A 17,662-nucleotide genomic window follows, 5' to 3' on the forward strand; every position below is an offset into this window, starting at 1 on the left:
CTCGTCCGATCATATAGTTCGTGCATTTTACCATACTTATAAAATGCCGGTAAAAATCAGCAACTGCAGTAATAATTACGGCCCTTTTCATTTTCCCGAAAAATTAATACCACTTTGTATTTTCAACATCATCAATAATAAGCCTTTGCCTATTTATGGTAAGGGAGAAAATATAAGAGACTGGCTTTTTGTAGAAGATCATGTAAGGGCTATTGATGTAATTTTTCATAACGGTAAAATTGGCGAAACCTATAATATTGGCGGCCATAATGAATGGACCAATATAGATTTGGTAAAAGAATTGTGTAAACAGATGGATGAAAAATTAGGAAGAGAAAAAGATACTTCAGAAAAGTTGATCACTTATGTAAAAGACAGGGCAGGCCACGATTTGCGCTATGCCATTGATGCCACTAAATTAAAAAATGAATTAGGCTGGGTACCATCATTGCAATTTGAAGAAGGTATTTCAAAAACTATAGATTGGTATTTGAATAATGCAGCATGGCTGGAAGAAGTTACCAGCGGGAATTATCAGAAATATTATAACAAGCAGTATGGCGTTTAGGCGTTTAGAAAGTTTAGATGTTTAGTTTACGGCATAAAAATATTTATCACTTTTATAAAAGTAAAATATATGAAAGTTTACTCTTTTGAAAAATTAGAATGCTGGCAACATGCACGCCAATTAGCAGTATGGACTTATAAATCTACTAAGCATTTTCCATCAGAAGAAAAATTTGGTATTATATCTCAAATGCGAAGAGCCGCTATTTCAGTTGCCTCAAATATTGCAGAAGGAACTTCCCGTAAAACAGCAAAAGATCAATCCCATTTTAGTACAATTGCCTACAGCAGTACAATTGAATTATTGAAAGATTTAATTATATCAAATGATTTAGGATACTTAGCAAACGAAAATTATTCAGAAGGCAGAGATTTGATAGAAAAACAAACTTTACTAATTGCTGGATTAAGAAAGTCTCAACAAAAAACAAGGTTTCTGTCTTTTTTAAACTTCCTAAACTTCTAAACCCTAAACTTCTAAACTAAATCAATGAAAGGAATTATTTTAGCAGGCGGCTCAGGTACAAGATTATATCCCATTACTATGGGAATCAGTAAACAGTTGATGCCTGTTTACGACAAGCCGATGATCTATTATCCTCTCAGCACTTTAATGTTGGCAGGGATAAGAGAAATTTTAATAATAACTACTCCGGACGACCAGGCACAGTTTAAAAGATTATTAGGCGATGGCAGCCAATGGGGATGTACAATAGAATATGCAGTGCAGGAAGTACCTAACGGCCTGGCACAGGCGTTTGTAATTGGAGAGAAATTTATTGGCAGCGATAGTGTGGCATTAGTATTAGGGGATAATATTTTTTACGGCAGTGGCTTTAGTAAATTACTGCAGCAAAGTGTAAACCCGTATGGGGCAGTTATTTTTGCTTACCCGGTTAGCGATCCGGAAAGATATGGTGTGGTAGAATTTGATGCAGATTTTAACGCCTTAAGCATTGAAGAAAAACCATTAAAACCAAAAAGTAATTATGCCGTGCCTGGTTTGTATTTTTATGATAACGATGTGGTGAATATTGCAAAAAATATAAAACCAAGTGCAAGAGGCGAATATGAAATAACGACAGTGAACGATACTTATCTTAAAAAGAAAAAATTAAAAGTTGGCGTGCTAAACCGTGGCTTTGCATGGTTGGATACCGGCACTTTTGAATCTTTAAGCGATGCAGGCGAATATGTAAGGGTAGTAGAAAAAAGGCAGGGTTTAAAAATCGGCTGCCCCGAAGAGATAGCGTGGCGGATGAAATTTATTACTAAAGAACATTTAATAAAATTAGCAGAAGATTTAAAGAAAAGCGGTTATGGAGAGTACTTAATGAATATCAGTACACCATAAAATATACAATAAGCAAACTAAAAATTCCTATTAACAAGTATCCACGCTGGTAGTTAACATTAAGTTCATATTAACCTTGAGGCGAATGGTTAAATTTGTTATTATTTTACTATGCCTCCAAAATATATTCTTTACTTATCTACTAACAATATCTGGGGCGGAAGTGAAGTATTATGGACCCAGTCTGCAAAGCAATTAAACGAAAATGGCTATACAGTTAAGGCGGGGCTTAATTATAACTACGAACTGGTACAACAGTTTATACCCAACCGTGAAAATTTCATTTCCCTTCAAAACCGGTTACGGCACCCTTCAATATTTTTTCGTGCATTAAGAAAATTAAAGCTGGGTAAGTTTTTGCCAAAAGATGTACTTCACGAAAATATTAAAAAACAAAAGCCCGATCTTATAATAATTTCTCAGGGCAATAATATAGATGGGATGCAGTTGATGAGAGACTGTGTTGTTTTTAATATACCTTTTGTAACTATTACACAGCTTGTAACAGAAGTACACTGGCCCTATTTGAATGATGCATTAATCAATGAATTAAATGTATTATACCGGCAGGCAAAATGCAATTATTTTGTATCGAAAAATACACAGTTACTGCATGAAAAATTATTGGGTGAGCTGGTAAAAAACGCAGCAGTCATTTATAATCCATTTACAAAAATAATTCCGGCAGATATTTCATTTCCTGAAATAGAAAATGGAAATTATAAAGTGGCTCTTGTTGGCAGGATTGAAACATTTCATAAAGGATATGATTTATTGATAGAAATACTTAAAAAAGAAAAATGGAAAAGCCGAAACATTCATTTTTCTCTTTTTGGCACAGGGCCACATAACGAATTGCTTAAACGTTTACTGCAGCAGAATAAAATTACCAGTTTTACTATCCACAATCACATTGAAGATGTTGGTAAAATATGGAAAACACACCATATACTGCTAATGCCATCACGAATGGAAGGCCAGTCATTAAGCCTGATAGAAGCCATGCATTTTAAACGTGCCGCAATTGTTACCAATGTAGGTGGCACAGCCGAACTTATTGATGAAGGTGTAAATGGTTTTATTGCCGAGTACGCCACCACTGCAGCAATTGACGCCGCCCTGGAAAGGGCATGGGAAAAAAGAGCCGATTGGGAACAGCTTGGTGTAAATGCCGCAAAGTCAATTGCTCATAAACACCCTTCCGATACCCTGACTTTTTTTAACCGGCAAATTGAAGTGCTGCTGCAGTACAAAAAAATATAAATATGGTTACTATAAGTTAACATTAAGTTTATAGTGTTTAAATATTTTGCGCCATTATAAACTAATGTGTTTTTATATGGTAAGTGCAGCAAATGAAATAACAGAATGGAAAGAAACTATTACTCCTGAAAATAATATTTTTTCACTTAACCTCCGGGAGCTATGGAATTACAGGGACTTACTGATTATCTGGGTAAAACGGGATATCTCATCAATTTATAAACAAACTATCTTAGGCCCGCTTTGGTTTTTTTTACAACCGGTATTAACTACACTAACTTATATTATAGTTTTTAAAAAAGTTGCCAATTTTTCTACCGGTGGCATACCGCCTGTTTTATTTTATCTGAGTGGTATTATTCTTTGGGGGTATTTTGCAGAATGCATCACAAAAACAGCATCGTTTTTAAAAGATAATAATGCAATATTTTCTAAAGTTTATTTTCCCCGTTTAATTATCCCGCTTTCAATCACTTTAACCAGCCTTATTAAATTTGCAATCCAGTTTGGGTTGTTTGTAATGGTGTATTTATATTTTACTGTTACAACAGATAGCATACAACCTACTTATTATATTTTTTTATTTCCGCTATTAATTATTTGCGTTGCCTTAATGGGTATGGGCACAGGGTTAATAGTGGCATCTTTAACTATCCGTTATAAAGATCTTTCACATCTTATCACTTTCATTATTCAGTTAATGATGTTTGTTTCTACTGTTTTTGTTCCCTTAAGCAGTGTTGCAAACGGCGATTACAAAAAGGTTATTATGGCTAATCCTATGAGTGGGTTTATTGAAGCTTTCAGATTTATTTTTACAGGTACAGGGCAATTAAACTGGCCTTTGCTTGCTTATGATGCAGGGTGTGTATTGTTCTTTTTAATTATTGGGATATTACTTTTTAATCACACGGAGAAATCGTTTGTTGATACAATTTAGTAGAACAAATACGGCAAATTTTATGATAGATGTAACCAAACCATTTTTACCTCCGCTGGAAGAGTATCAGGAATACATAAAAAAAATATGGGGCCGTAACTGGCTTACCAATAATGGCCCGTTGGTAAATGAACTGGAGTTAAAGTTAAAGTTGTACTTGGGTATCGATCATTTGCTTTACCTCAATAATGGCACCACTGCTTTACAAATTGCAATAAAAGCTTTAGGGTTAAAAGGAGAAATTATCACTACGCCTTTTAGTTATATTGCCACTACATCTTCCATTGTTTGGGAAGGCTGTACACCGGTTTTTACCGATATTGATACCCATACACTTAATATTGATCATACAAAAATTGAAGCGGCAATAACACCAGCCACTTCGGCCATTATTGCAACACATACTTATGGCAACCCTTGTAATATTGATGCCATACAAGTTATTGCTGATAAGCATGGGCTTAAAGTAATTTACGATGCCGCACATTGCTTTGGCACCATTTATAAAGGAAAAAGCGTTTATGCGTACGGTGATGTAAGTACTGCCAGTTTTCATGCCACAAAAATATTTCACACAATAGAAGGAGGGGCAGTATTTACAAAAGATGCCAACTTATTAAAAAAGATGGCTTATATGAGAAACTTTGGGCATAATGGTCCGGAGGATTTTGCAGAAGTGGGCATTAATGGAAAAAACTCTGAGTTTCATGCAGCGATGGGGCTTATCAACTTAAAGTATATTGATTCAATTTTAGAAACCCGGAAAAAGCAGTATGAAAAATATGATGAATGGATGAAGTTTTTAAACCTGCGGAATATAAAACCAGAACCTGACAGTAATTTTAATTTTTCCTATTACCCGGTAATATTTGAATCTGAAATGGGTTTACTTAAAGCAGTTGAAATACTAAATGGGCACAGGATATTTCCGAGAAGATATTTTTATCCCTCGTTAAATAATTTAAAATATGTAACTAAATGCCTTACGCCGGTGTGCGATGAAATAAGTGCTAAAGTGCTTTGCTTACCAATATATCACAGCATTAGTATAGAAGAAATTGATTTTGTATGCAGATTATTGTTAAGGGCCCAAAATAATTAACCCATGTTATTCTTAGGTGCAGGCGGCATGGCTGCCCAACTTTTTGATGATTTAATTACGCTAAAAGTAAATGATTATGTTTTTTGGAGCGAAACAGCTACAAAATACAATTGTATAAAAGAAAATTTTAAAATTTTACAAACCGACATTGAGGTTAAAAATTATTTTGCACAAACTTCAAAATTATTTTCAGCAGCAATTTGGGATATTGATGATAGAAAAATTTAAAAATTTAAAAATTTAGGTGGTCAACCGGCATCTTTTATTTCGCCCTATGCCCATTTAAGTTTGTACACCACTGTTGAAACCGGTGCTGTTGTATTAAATCAGGTAGCTTCTGAACCTGGTGTGTACATTGGAGAAAATTGTGTTATTAATAAAAGGGCAAATTTTGGTCACGGTGCAGTAGTGGCTCGCTATTGTTCAGTTGGCCCTTATGCTATCATTGCATCGGATGCAGCAATTGGAAAGAATGGTTACATAGGCATGGGCGCTATTATACAACCAAAAGTAAAATTGGGTAAAACGTAATTGTTGCAGCAGGAACGGTGGTATCAAAAAATATTCCGGATAACGCAGTGGTTTCTGGCGTTCCGGCAAAGATCAGGTTCTTTAGAAAACTTTAATAATACTTTTAAGCCCAAAGAAAAATTTACATTACCCCTTAACAAACAAGCTATGTTATTTATTGGAGCAGGCGGCCTTGCCGCACAGTTATTTGAAGACCTGCTGAAGATGAAAATAGAAGACGCAGTTTTCTGGAGTGAAACAGAAACGGAAAATATTTTCATCAAAGAAAAATTTAAAATCATTAGTACGGATGAAGAAGTGGTGGATTACTTCACTAACACTTCTAAAGATTTTGTGATTTGCCTTGGAGATGTAAAACAAAGAAAAAAAATGGCAGAACGTTTTACAGCATTGGGTGGTAATCTGGCTTCTTTCATTTCTCCATTCGGCAACTTTAGCCCCTATGTAAAAAGTATTGGCGCAGGTACCATTATTTTACGGGATGTAGATGTAGAACCCAGCGTAACTATTGGCGAATTATGCCTACTGAATAAACAAACCAATTTTGGCCACGGATGTAAAGTAGGTGCGTTTTGTGATATAGGGCCAATGGTTACTGTTTCTGCAGATGCCGAAGTGGGCGACAATTGTATAGTAGGCATGGGTACTATTATTATACCACGTATTAAAGTAGGCAGCAATGTTGTCATCTCTGCTGGTTCCGTTGTTACAAAAAATATTCCTGATTATGCAGTGGTGGAAGGTGTGCCAGCTGCAATTAGATTTTACCGAAAAAAATGAAAATAAGTATTTGCATAATAACCTATAACCATCAGCAATATATTGCTCAAACGCTTGATGCAGTGTTGCAGCAACAATATAATTTTGATGCAGAAATTATTATTGGCGAAGACCTTAGCACCGATGACACCAGAAAGATTTGTGCAGATTATGCAGCTAAACACCCTGAAAAAATAAAATTACTGCCTGCAGAAAAAAACTTAGGTATGATGCATAACTTTTTGCGTACGTATAAAGCATGCAGCGGAAAATATATTGCCTTTTGCGAAGGAGATGACTACTGGACAGACCCATTCAAACTGCAAAAGCAGGTTGATTTTCTTGAAGCCAACCCTGGCTACAGCGCATGTTTTCATAACGCAATAATAAAAAATGAAAGAAAAGATGAACAATGGGAATGGATTATGCACGAAAAAGGTTTACCCAAAGATTCATTTGATACCATTGATGTATTAGGGCCGTGGTTTATTGCATCGCCATCATTTATGTTTGTAAACTATCCGGATTTTGTTTTACCCGACTGGTATTTTAACTGCAGTTACGGCGATCTTCCTTTTATGCTGCTGCTGAGCTTGCGGGGCAACTTTAAATACCTGGATGATGTAATGGCAGTGTACCGCCTGCATGATACAGGCATGACCACAGTACACAAAGCATACGATAAAATAATGGTGATGGTATATATCTATGCATCATTTGATATTTATACAAAATATAAATATCACGAAGCGATACGCAAAGCGGTTATTTATGAAGTTGACCGTCATTCGTCGCCACAAATTGCTGCAGCGCCAAAACAAAAGCAGTCGCTTATTGCTTCAGTAAAAAAATATTTAACCCGTTAAATTTTGCAATGGAAATACTTTTTTCTGTTTTGATGGCACATTATAATAATGCAAGATTTTTAGGAGTATCTTTAAAAACGGTGTACGATCAAACTTATACCAACTGGGAGGTGATTATTGTAGAAGATGGCTCTACCGATAACTTTGAAGAAGTGATAAGCGCCTACAAAGATGATGCCCGTATAAAAGTTTACCGCAACGAAAAAAATATGGGTTGTTCCTATACCAAAGCAAAATGCGTAGAGAAAGCAACAGGAGAAATTGCAGGTTTTTTAGATCCCGATGATACCATACATCCCGACACATTGGCGATAATGGTAGAAGCACATTTGGCAAACCCCCGGTGCAGCATTGTACACTCCACCCATTACATTTGCGATGACAAACTTAATATTATAAAACTGGCAGAATACCCAAAAGCATTGCCTGTAAACACACCTTACCTTTTAGTTAATGATGGCAGTATTCATCATTTTGTGTCGTTTAAAAAAACTTGCTACAATAAAACAGCAGGCCTCTCTCCCATCAGGGAATACGACAAAGCCATCGACCAGGAATTATATTATATACTGGAAGAGACAGGTGAGATTTTTTTTATTAATAAGCCGCTGTATTACTACCGTATTCACAAGGGCAGCATATCTAACCTTGGACACGAAAAGCAGGCAATGATGGAGCATTACAATATTGCAACAAAAGCTTGTTTGCGCCGGATAGAAAAATTAAAAAAAAGTAACCAGCTTGGTGCATCATACTGGATAAAAAGATACCGCACCCGCTATTACAAGCTTACCCTGCTAAACAGTTTTAGAAAAAAAGAGTGGATTCCCTTTTTAAAAAGCCTGGTCATTTTTCCTTTTGTTGGTGGCATGGATAATATAATTAGTTATATAACAAAGCTGCCCAAAGAAGGATTACCCTTAATAAAAAGAACTATTGCAGGTGGCCAAAAAGTTTTGGATTAGATGTACCTCGCCTAAAATAAATGAGGTAAGTTTTATTGAAATACTATTATATGAAAGTGGCACATATTTTATTGGTACATAAAAACCCGGCACAGGTAGCAAGACTTACACAAAGGCTATATCATCCGGATATTGACTGCTGGATACATGTTGATAAAAAAAGCGACACCGATTATTTTAAGCAGGTACTAACAGGTTCTAATGTTTTTTTTATACCTGATAATATTCAGGTAGATTGGGCAAATTATAACACTGTGCAAGCCATGCTGCTTTGTTTAGAACATGTACTGGCATCTGAAAAAAAATATTCCTATTTTAATTTCCTCAGCGGACAGGATTATGTTTTACAACCTCCGGTTAATTTCCTTAACTATCTTAAAGCGCAAAACGGTTTGGAGTTTATAGGCATACAGCCTTACGCCACATCGCAACAAAATATACAAAGGATAAAAAAGTACCACCTGCACAGTTATTCTTTTTGGGGCAAAAGTATTTTTGAAAGAGTTATTAATAAAATATTGCCAGATAGAAAGTTTCCTTATCCTTTCGATATTAGAAAAGGGCCACAATGGTTTGCCATTACAAGAGAGGCTACAATGTATGTACTACAATTTGTTTCAAATAATCCAAAGTTTGTAAACTATTTTAAAAAAGTACATATTGCAGATGAATTTTTTTTTCAAACCGTGCTTTTTAATTCCTCTTTTAAAACAACAATAAAAGACGAAGTTTTTCATTATACCGATTGGTCGGAAAATAAAAAGAACCCCAAATTACTCACCATTACCGACAGAGAAAATTTGCTGCAATCCGCCAGCTTTTTTGCCCGCAAATTTGATGTTGATATTGATACTAAAATTTTAGATTTGATAGATCAAACGAAGCTGAACTGTTAGTAGTACTATTTCATAAACACAAAGTGTACTATTTTTTAGAAATTACAATAGAGGATAACTTATCATTAAAATAAGGTTCCAAAGTGCCTGTGTCGGTTATAATCATCATTGATTTACCTCTGAAATAGTCGCTTTCAAACACCGTAACTTTCCATCCTTTCGGTACTTCTAAAGAGCTGGCTTCATTATCAAAAATACCTTTTTGTTTAAGTTGTGCTGTAGTATAACTGCCGGGTTGCAAGCCTTCCGATATCCATCCATTACCATTAGCATCCCCATATATTCTCACTTCTGGTTTGCGGTTATAAATTTTTACATAATCAATTGCAAAAGTATCCGGCCAGGGGCCTGCATAATTGGTACCGCCAAAGCCTCCGGTACCAAAACCCAAAATTAAGGTAGAAGCTTTTCGTGAAATAATTTTGTTGGTACGTATTCTTTCTTTGCCATCAATGTAAATAACATATTCAGTAGGTGTCCATTCTAATGCAAAAAGGTGATACCCTTTAGATATACCCGGAATGATTTCCTGCTGAGTAGATACTTGTGCTCCTTTTGCATAATCATAACCGTTCCAATGAAGACTGTAAATCATGGTTTCAAAAATGGCAGGGCTGTATTCAAATGCATCAATTTCAACACCATCAATCGAAGGAGTAAAACCTGCATAAGTTTCCGGCATGCTCCAGGGAAAAAACCAAAAAGCTGCTTCCACTCCAATAGCCTTAGGTAATTTTGCCTTTATTTCAAAATACCCATATTTAAAAAGTGATTTGGAATTAATATCTACTGCCGAAAAATTACCGTCAGCTAATTTTTGTACGGTTAAATAGAGATTGCCATTTTTTACTGTTGCATTTTTTGGCTTGTAGGTATGGTTTCCCGTTTTTTCTCCCTCCCGGTAATAGTTCCACCGCTTGGTATTTAAAATTTTACCATCAAAATCTTCCTGCATAAAAAGTGTATAATCCTTAAGGCCCGGATTTGTATTTATTGATGGTAAGGATTTTTCAACAGTAGTAGCTGTATTATCGACTACACTTTTTTTAGCAGCAATTGAAATGCAAAAAATCAGGAATAATAATATAAATGATTTAATCTTTATCATTTTTTGTAAACTTAAAATTAATTAAATAAGAAAGTATTCTATCTAACTAAAAGCTTTGTTACTTTTTTCCCATAAAAAACAAATATTTTTTATGGTGAGGGTGTGGCAGAATTAGGTAATTAACAAGTGATTAAAATGTAGTACAGAAACAATTTAAAAAATTAGCTGTACTATCTAATAAATAAAGTAATAATCTATTTAAATTTTTCATTAACTAAAATTCTTTCTACAACAAAATTTTTTAAAATATACCTATCACCACTCCTACTGCAAATTGCTATATTATTTTCATCAAAAAAAAGTTTTTGTCCATATTCACTTACCCATCCCGAATGCTTGGCAGGGTTTCCAATCATCAAGGCATAATCAGGTACGTCTTTGGTTACTACCGATGCAGCACCTATTACTGCATGTTTACCAACTAATATTTTGGGCAGTATAGTAGCATTTGAACCAATAACGGTGAAATCATTAACTTTTGCACCGCCCAATAATGTTGCACCTGGAGACATTTGGCAAAAATCACCTAATGAGCAATCATGCGTTATAATAGCGTTATAATACACAATGCAAGCCATACCGGCTGAAGCGGTGTTGGAAAAAGTTGCTCCATCTAACACATTACATCCCTCGCCCAAACTAACTTCAAATGAACCTATAAAAGCCTTGAGAGAGATTACCGAAGTTAGCCTTCCATTTAAAGCAGTAAATTTTTTGTACATTTTATACCTTAATGCAGGGTTTCCAATTCCAATAGTAAAGGCATTTCCGTTATTGGAAAAATATGCGGCAACTTCTTTTTCACTTTTTAAAATTGGGAATTTATTAAACAGCAAATTACCCGTATTAAGGTTTACATCGTCATAAAAAGCTATTTTTTTTGTATTGCCTGTATGCTGAAAAATCTCAACAAGTTCTTTCGCAAATCCTCCTGCACCAATTATTAGCATGATGTACTGAATTTTATTTTAAGCTACTTGAATCAATTAATGACTGTATCATATCGAGCCGGGGCTTCATTTGAAAATCGTTGGAATAAATATGTTGAAATTTAACTTTTCCCTTTTTTGCAATTGTGTAAAAACGGTATAAATCGTTTACTGAAGTTTCAAATTTTTCAACAATATCCTGTAAGTTTGGTTGAATAATAATAAGCTCTTCGCCATCTTCGAAATAATTATTTTCGTTAAAGCTGTCGGTAAGCATCACTACCACTTCGTTTAATGCTGCTTCAATCACTGTACCCAACGGAAACCCGTCAAAAGATCCTTTTCCCAATTTATCGGGCACGTTGGGAGATATGATAAGATCCACAACTCTAAAGATTTTCTTTAATGCCGAATATTCCTGGTAACCATAAAATGTAATTTTATCTTCAATTTGTGTAACATCAATTACAGTTTTGTCAAACCCTCCAATAATATGAAATCTTACAAACTTATATTTAGGAGCAATTAGTTTCATAAACTCCACAAAGAGTGGGTATCCCTTATTTTCACCTATTGCAGAGGTTTTGGCAGCGAAAAAGCAAATATCAAAACTATTTTTATCCTTTCCATAATAGCTTTTAACAACGTCATTGATAAAACTTACCTGTGGTACCACTACGCCAAAAATAAAAAGTATATCTTCTTGTTTGCAAAAATTATTTTGTACTAAATAATCATAAGTCTTTTGCTGATTTACAATAACTTTTTTAAAATATTTGGATGAAAATACTTTTTTAAGTTTTTGGGTTATTTCAACATCATCAATAAGAAACCCGCCACCAGGGTACAATGTAAAAGCAAATGGTATTTTGTATTTTTCGAGCCAATCCAGATTTTGATAAATATTGTTTAAAAAAATGCAATAAAATAACCTGCAGTTAATATTTATACTTCCATGAGGCTTTACAATTTTACCAGTTAAATCAATATTTTCTTTAATTAAGCCGTCTATATGTAACTGGTGCAAATCATCCGGCAAGTTAAAATCTCTATAAGTAATTCCGGAAACCACAGCTTTGCTTTTAGGTATGTTTTTTAAAAGATAAGAAATTTCTTCAAATCTAAAACCAGAACCAGGGTGTGGATAGAGATCATCAAAAACAATCAAATCATAAATAATATCTTGTTTTTTAAACGCTATCCCCTTTTTTTTAAAAAAATTTAAAATTAAATTTTTCATGCTTTTTATTTCACCGTATAAAGAATTTTTATGCAGCTATTTTCATTTTGGGAATATTAAAAAATGTTTTTACAACAAATATTTTTACAATTATAAGTTGTTACAGTGGAAATAAGCATTGTATAAATTTGTAAACATAAAATCTAATGTAGCAGGTGCCAGAATGAATTCTGGGTATGTCACAACATTACCATGTGTTCTATATCCATCAGTATGAATTGGAAGTGGGAACGGAGGGCCGTCATCAATCACTTTCAAATCTGTAGCTATGCCTAATTGATTAAGCCTTTGTACAATTGCTTGTGGCCCCCAAAGATAAAAAAGCCCGTAAACCCAATCCGTTCCTTCAGTAATAGGTGCATAATTATCCATAGATGAGTGTATAAATAGCATTGGCGGATCTCCAGCTTCAATCCAATCAATATTCCAAATCCAACTAGAAATTGCAATTCCAGCTGTAATCTTACCAGTATTATTTGGGGTAAAAGCATTAGCAAAATCTACTGAACCTAATGTATCTAATATTTTAAGTGGTGAAATTTGTAACTCGTCATCATCTAAATAAGCTACATGCAAAGTTTGACAGGCTCCGTTTGAGAGTCCAGCCATAAAAATTTTATTAGTATCGATCTTTGCTAAATTGGCATTTTGTTTGGCAAACCTTATAGCAAATCTGGCATCTTGCATACCTCTGTAATAAGCTTTAACAGCATCAGAATAAGATGGATAGCCAGAAGGAGGCCAGAGTTCCGGGGTAATCCTATAATCAAAACAAATTACTGCATAACCACGCCTTGCAAAATCAATACAATTTTTTATTTCAAAGGAGTCGTTTTTACTACCTGCTGCTGAGCCACCTCCATGCATCCAAACAATAAGCGGTCTTTTAGTGGCTGTATCATTCAGAGGTTCATAAAAATCCAGTTTAAGAGTATCTTTACGGGTGTCTAATAAATGATATTGATTGGGTGACCTATATACAAAATCAACAGACCTGTATATCTCATTTGCTGAAAAAACTTTATCACGGTATCTCTTTAATCCCGTATCGCAAACAGAAGCAGCAGCTGTTTGATTAAAAAACTTTTGCTTAATAGAACTTTGTTCCAGTTCTTTTTTGCATGAAGTAAGAAATACGCTAGAAACAAAAAACAATAAAATCGGAATTTTGTAAATTACCTTTTTCATAAAATAAAGTTTTATTATTTACTTATACCAAAATTAAAATTATGATATCAATATCATTTAAAAGGTAAAATAGTGTTACTAAATTATAAATAATCTTGCCTAATGTGTAATATGATACTAATACCTTTCTGAAGATTAAAACTTTAAAGACATCATATCCACATCATCAATATCAAAGGATAGCTAAGAAGAATTCATCAGTATTAAAGTAAAGAAAAATATTTAATTTACTTCACTTTGTAATTTCATAAACGGCATTTCTATGTACTTGTAAGTAAAAATAGCAAAAGCCCATAAATTCTGCTACTATCAAAATCTACTTTAAAGATTAGTAATTGGGTTTTATTATTCTATTCCAGTATTTCTTTTGGATTTAGAAAGAATACAAAAGAAATAAATAACTGAGACTGAATTTTATCTCTTTCATAGAATTATATATTTGGCTCTTTACCCTTTTTTCTAAATCTTAAAAAAGGTGTTTCGATAAATTTATATGACAAAATTGACAATAGAATTGTAATCATCCAGTAAGTGCCATATTTTACTAATATTAATGCTATGCTATTTAAGTCGGGTATGGTTACAAATTTAACTATCCATTGCAACACAAAAGTGGAATGTATGAGATAAACAGAATAGGAAATTAAACTGACATAAGTAATTGGTTTAAAAAAAATACCTTCCCCTTTTTTAAATTGACTTAAATAAGGGAGCAATAATAGTGTTGATAAAGCATCTAAAACAAAAGAAAAATTACAGAAATAAATTACAGAATTATTCAAAATTGTATTTGTTAAAACCCTTGTGGTAATAAGTAAAACAAGGCCTGCTACTAAAAAAATATTTTTATTCCGTACCCAAAATGCATTATTGTAATAATTTAAATAAGCACCGCCTACGCCAAACATCAAACTATCTAATCTTGTAAGTACTGGCCTCCTGAACATAATATCGAATGTTTCAACTGTTTTAATTTCTATAGTTATAAACCTGTAGTATCTGTAAATAATTGTTGCAATAATAATTATCACTACTGTCGAAAGAATGGCTGTTTTTACTTTAGCCGAGAATAGATTTATTAAAATAAAAATAATTAATGGAATTAATAAATAAAACCACTCTTCTACGCTTAAACTCCACGAAACCGTAAAGAATGTTGAATTTGATTTATAAAAATTTTGACAGAATACAAAAAAATGTTTTACATCCCATACATTAAACCCTGCAACAAACAACCACGATAATATAATTAATAAAATGAGTGAAAAATAATACAGCGGTAAAGTCCTCAAGCATCTTCGCTGCCAAAACTGAAATAAATTATTTATTCCAGTTCCCTTGTTTTCCAGGGTTTTAATCAATATCCCTCCAATGAGAAAACCGCTTAAAACAAAAAACATTGAAACACCATCAGGAAGAAAGTAATCTATCCTTCTTTTAGTATTAAATGGCAAGATATCATTGCCATGCAAAATCACAATAACCAATACTGCAACAGCCCGTAAAATATCCAACCCATAAATTCTATTGCTATCAAAATCTATTTTAAAAATATTTGCAATTTTCTTCACTTATAATTTTATTATTTAAATAATTTTGAAATTATGCCCTGGTTTATAATAACTTCATTTAAAGAAGTTATTTCTATATTAATTTTCCCTTTGCAGAATTAAGTTTGCTACATAAAATCTTTGTCAATTCCATGCAACTGTATTGAATGTAAAAAAACCGCCCCCAAATTAATGGAAGCGGTTATTGTACTTGGTTGCAATGGTTATAAATCCTTATCTAAAAATTATTGTTTTACCAGTTTCATTCTTTGTACTTTTCCATCCTGCAATACTTCTGCAAAATAAATACCTGCTGGTAATTTATTACCCACTTGTATTGCGCTGTTTGTTGCAGTTTGTTTTGTTTCTACCAGCCTGCCTGATGCATCAGTTATTTTTATAGTAACAGCTTTGTTGCTGCTGCTTTTTATATTTAAAGTAAAATAACTGCTGCTTGGGTTGGGCGCTACCGTTACTTTTAAGGCTGCATTGTTTTCTACTTCCTTCATCGCTTCAACAAAGCTTTGTGCATTTACTCCATTGGGCAAATTGGGGAATAGGGAACCGATGGGTGATAAACGGCTGCCCGGTATTGGGCCTTCTGCTGCTCCACCTGGCATTACCCAGCCTACAGATAAATGGTTGCTGGAAGCACTTTGCTTATGCAGCGTTTCTATATAATAACGTACCCCTTTGGTTAACGTAATGGGTGCCGATTTTTGTGTGGCAAATGTGGTCCATGCCTGAAAGCCTACTGGGGTTTCGTTATAAGCGATCAGTGTTTTGTTATTGGAATTCTCATCGGTGCTTAACCAAAGCCCTGCCTGGTCATCGCCTGCAATATAAAAAGTATAAGCGCCGGTTAATGGGGCACAGATATAACCTCTTAATCTTGCGCCATAATTGTCTCCCACACTGGCATATTCAAAACTGTTTAATGGTACCGTTACCGATGGATTGTTAGGATATATTGGGCTGGCGATTAGATCGGCAACCTGTGTGCCAGTAACATTTAAATATCCTTCGCCGGTTATTGCCCCACTACCGGTGCAGGCGGTTAAGGTTAAAGTTACTGCTGATGATACTGCACTGTCGCCGCTGTTATCAAATGCTTTGGCAGTTAACACATACGTTCCTGCTTCTACGTTAGTACCGGTTAAAGTATATGGTGCAGTGCTGTCGGTGGCAAACTTTACACCGTTATTATAAAATTCTACTTTGATTATAGTGCCATCCGCATCGGTTGCTGCGGCGGTTAAGGTTACTGAACTGCCTGCTGGTAATGCAGTGTTGGTCACCGGGCTGGTGATAGTTACAACCGGTGCAATATTGGCTAATAAGGTTACCTGCTTAGTGCCTGTATAAATAAAATCACCTGTAGATCCCATATCGCCATTTGCAGTATTACCGGCATAATAAAATGTAACAGTTTTTTGGGCAAGGGTTGGATTCGCAGGTGCTGTCCATTTTAAATTATTATAAGAAAAAGAAGTGCCTGTTTGAAAAACGGCCATGTGGTGGCTTAACTCACTTACATTAGGTAAAGCATTAGGATTGGCAGAAGAAAATGTGCCAACAGGCTGATTATTGGCATCTCTTGCATCAATAGCAAAGCCCCATCTTCCACGGGTTGTGGGGTGAGAAAGGTTAACACTGAAATTATATTCCTGCCCTGCAATAAATGACCCCTCAGGCAACCCCGTTGTTGCAACTCCGCCGCCACCATTATTAAAATTACCGTGGCACTGGGCACATGTACTTCCTTCGGCTCCGGTATAGTTAGGAGGTGGTTGAAATGAATACAACAACCCCGATTGACTGGTAATAAAAATAGCCGCACAAATTATTACAGTGTAAAGATATTTTTTGCTCATAAAAATATTTTAAAGTAGTAATTAATATAAAAACTTTTGTAAATTATCATTTTCATTTTTTTTCTGCGTTACCAAAAGATTATTGAATTGTTACAATTTATAATACTGTATAAAAGCAGAAGGCCACTTTAAATTAATAAAGTGGCCTTCTGTGTTTCAAGGTTTATACTGGGCAACAAAAAACATGATATTTCGAGGAGAAAAATTTGGCAATCTTTAATCACTCGTAAGATATGCTCAAATTGTTACCAAATAATTAAGCAATAATTAAGTGTTGAAAAGATAATAAAAAACCGCCCCCAAATTAATAGAAGCGGTGGTTTTTATTCCTGGCTATAAAGGTTATAAATTCTTCAGGTTATTATTGTTTTACCAGTTTCATTCTTTGCACTTTTCCATCCTGCATTACTTCTGCAAAATAAATACCTGCTGGTAATTTATTACCCACTTGTATTGCGCTGTTTGTTGCAGTTTGTTTTGTTTCTACCAGCCTGCCTGATGCATCAGTTATTTTTATAGTAACAGCTTTG

The 17,662-nt window shown here is 34.4% G+C and carries 19 protein-coding genes; 12 read left to right on the forward strand and 7 right to left on the reverse strand.

Features of this window, described 5'->3' with window-relative positions; translation table 11 throughout:
- From ACY651_RS16710 to ACY651_RS16765, 12 genes are all read left to right on the forward strand, one after another.
- On the forward strand, window positions 1-568 hold a 568-nt coding region (locus tag ACY651_RS16710; protein ID WP_462254634.1), incomplete at its 5' end, for a dTDP-glucose 4,6-dehydratase.
- A gap of 69 nt (window positions 569-637) precedes the next feature.
- Window positions 638-1,033, forward strand: coding sequence for a four helix bundle protein (locus ACY651_RS16715; protein WP_462254635.1), 396 nt, complete (start codon window positions 638-640; stop codon window positions 1,031-1,033).
- Window positions 1,034-1,057: 24 nt separating this feature from the next.
- Window positions 1,058-1,921, forward strand: coding sequence for a glucose-1-phosphate thymidylyltransferase RfbA (gene rfbA / locus ACY651_RS16720; RefSeq protein ID WP_462254636.1), 864 nt, complete (start codon window positions 1,058-1,060; stop codon window positions 1,919-1,921).
- Window positions 1,922-2,032: 111 nt separating this feature from the next.
- Complete coding sequence (locus tag ACY651_RS16725) at window positions 2,033-3,184, forward strand: glycosyltransferase family 4 protein (protein WP_462254637.1); 1,152 nt, start codon at window positions 2,033-2,035, stop codon at window positions 3,182-3,184.
- Between the two features lie 64 nt (window positions 3,185-3,248).
- Entirely contained in the window at window positions 3,249-4,124 is an 876-nt protein-coding gene (locus ACY651_RS16730; RefSeq protein ID WP_462254638.1) for an ABC transporter permease, read from the forward strand.
- Between the two features lie 22 nt (window positions 4,125-4,146).
- Entirely contained in the window at window positions 4,147-5,226 is a 1,080-nt protein-coding gene (locus ACY651_RS16735; protein ID WP_462254639.1) for a DegT/DnrJ/EryC1/StrS family aminotransferase, read from the forward strand.
- Between the two features lie 3 nt (window positions 5,227-5,229).
- Window positions 5,230-5,454 (forward strand): hypothetical protein, encoded by a 225-nt coding sequence (locus ACY651_RS16740; RefSeq protein WP_462254640.1) that lies wholly within the window; start codon window positions 5,230-5,232, stop codon window positions 5,452-5,454.
- 60 nt (window positions 5,455-5,514) lie between these two features.
- Entirely contained in the window at window positions 5,515-5,757 is a 243-nt protein-coding gene (locus ACY651_RS16745; RefSeq protein WP_462254641.1) for an LbetaH domain-containing protein, read from the forward strand.
- A 147-nt stretch (window positions 5,758-5,904) separates the two neighbouring features.
- Window positions 5,905-6,537 (forward strand): PglD-related sugar-binding protein, encoded by a 633-nt coding sequence (locus ACY651_RS16750; RefSeq protein WP_462254642.1) that lies wholly within the window; start codon window positions 5,905-5,907, stop codon window positions 6,535-6,537.
- Window positions 6,534-7,382, forward strand: a complete 849-nt coding sequence (locus ACY651_RS16755) for a glycosyltransferase family 2 protein (RefSeq protein WP_462254643.1) — start codon at window positions 6,534-6,536, stop codon at window positions 7,380-7,382. Before ACY651_RS16750 ends, ACY651_RS16755 begins: the two co-directional genes overlap by 4 nt.
- An 8-nt stretch (window positions 7,383-7,390) precedes the next feature.
- The gene (locus ACY651_RS16760; protein WP_462254644.1) at window positions 7,391-8,347 is read left to right on the forward strand and encodes a glycosyltransferase family 2 protein; all 957 of its coding nucleotides are present in this window, start codon (window positions 7,391-7,393) and stop codon (window positions 8,345-8,347) included.
- 50 nt (window positions 8,348-8,397) lie between these two features.
- Window positions 8,398-9,243 (forward strand): beta-1,6-N-acetylglucosaminyltransferase, encoded by an 846-nt coding sequence (locus tag ACY651_RS16765; protein WP_462254645.1) that lies wholly within the window; start codon window positions 8,398-8,400, stop codon window positions 9,241-9,243.
- A 28-nt stretch (window positions 9,244-9,271) separates the two neighbouring features.
- Here the strand turns inward: ACY651_RS16765 and ACY651_RS16770 are convergent, their stop codons facing one another.
- From ACY651_RS16770 to ACY651_RS16800, 7 genes are all read right to left on the reverse strand, one after another.
- On the reverse strand, window positions 9,272-10,351 hold the full coding sequence (locus tag ACY651_RS16770) for a glycoside hydrolase family 16 protein (RefSeq protein ID WP_462254646.1): 1,080 nt from the start codon (window positions 10,349-10,351) through the stop codon (window positions 9,272-9,274).
- A gap of 194 nt (window positions 10,352-10,545) precedes the next feature.
- Window positions 10,546-11,301, reverse strand: coding sequence for a NeuD/PglB/VioB family sugar acetyltransferase (locus ACY651_RS16775; RefSeq protein ID WP_462254647.1), 756 nt, complete (start codon window positions 11,299-11,301; stop codon window positions 10,546-10,548).
- A gap of 13 nt (window positions 11,302-11,314) precedes the next feature.
- Window positions 11,315-12,520 (reverse strand): glycosyltransferase, encoded by a 1,206-nt coding sequence (locus tag ACY651_RS16780; RefSeq protein WP_462254648.1) that lies wholly within the window; start codon window positions 12,518-12,520, stop codon window positions 11,315-11,317.
- A 90-nt stretch (window positions 12,521-12,610) separates the two neighbouring features.
- A complete protein-coding gene (locus ACY651_RS16785; RefSeq protein ID WP_462254649.1) occupies window positions 12,611-13,708 on the reverse strand; it encodes an alpha/beta hydrolase in 1,098 nt (365 codons plus the stop codon).
- Window positions 13,709-14,139: 431 nt separating this feature from the next.
- Window positions 14,140-15,279: an acyltransferase family protein gene (locus ACY651_RS16790; RefSeq protein WP_462254650.1), complete on the reverse strand. Its 1,140-nt coding sequence runs from the start codon at window positions 15,277-15,279 to the stop codon at window positions 14,140-14,142.
- A gap of 224 nt (window positions 15,280-15,503) precedes the next feature.
- Window positions 15,504-17,132 carry a choice-of-anchor V domain-containing protein gene (locus ACY651_RS16795; protein ID WP_462254651.1) on the reverse strand — a complete coding sequence of 543 codons (1,629 nt, stop codon included), beginning with the start codon at window positions 17,130-17,132 and terminating at the stop codon, window positions 15,504-15,506.
- A gap of 361 nt (window positions 17,133-17,493) precedes the next feature.
- Window positions 17,494-17,649 (reverse strand): T9SS type A sorting domain-containing protein, encoded by a 156-nt coding sequence (locus tag ACY651_RS16800; protein WP_462254652.1) that lies wholly within the window; start codon window positions 17,647-17,649, stop codon window positions 17,494-17,496.
- Window positions 17,650-17,662: the final 13 nt, after the last annotated feature.

It is taken from the genome of Ferruginibacter sp. (assembly GCF_031391665.1).
Classification (GTDB): Bacteria; Bacteroidota; Bacteroidia; order Chitinophagales; family Chitinophagaceae; genus Ferruginibacter.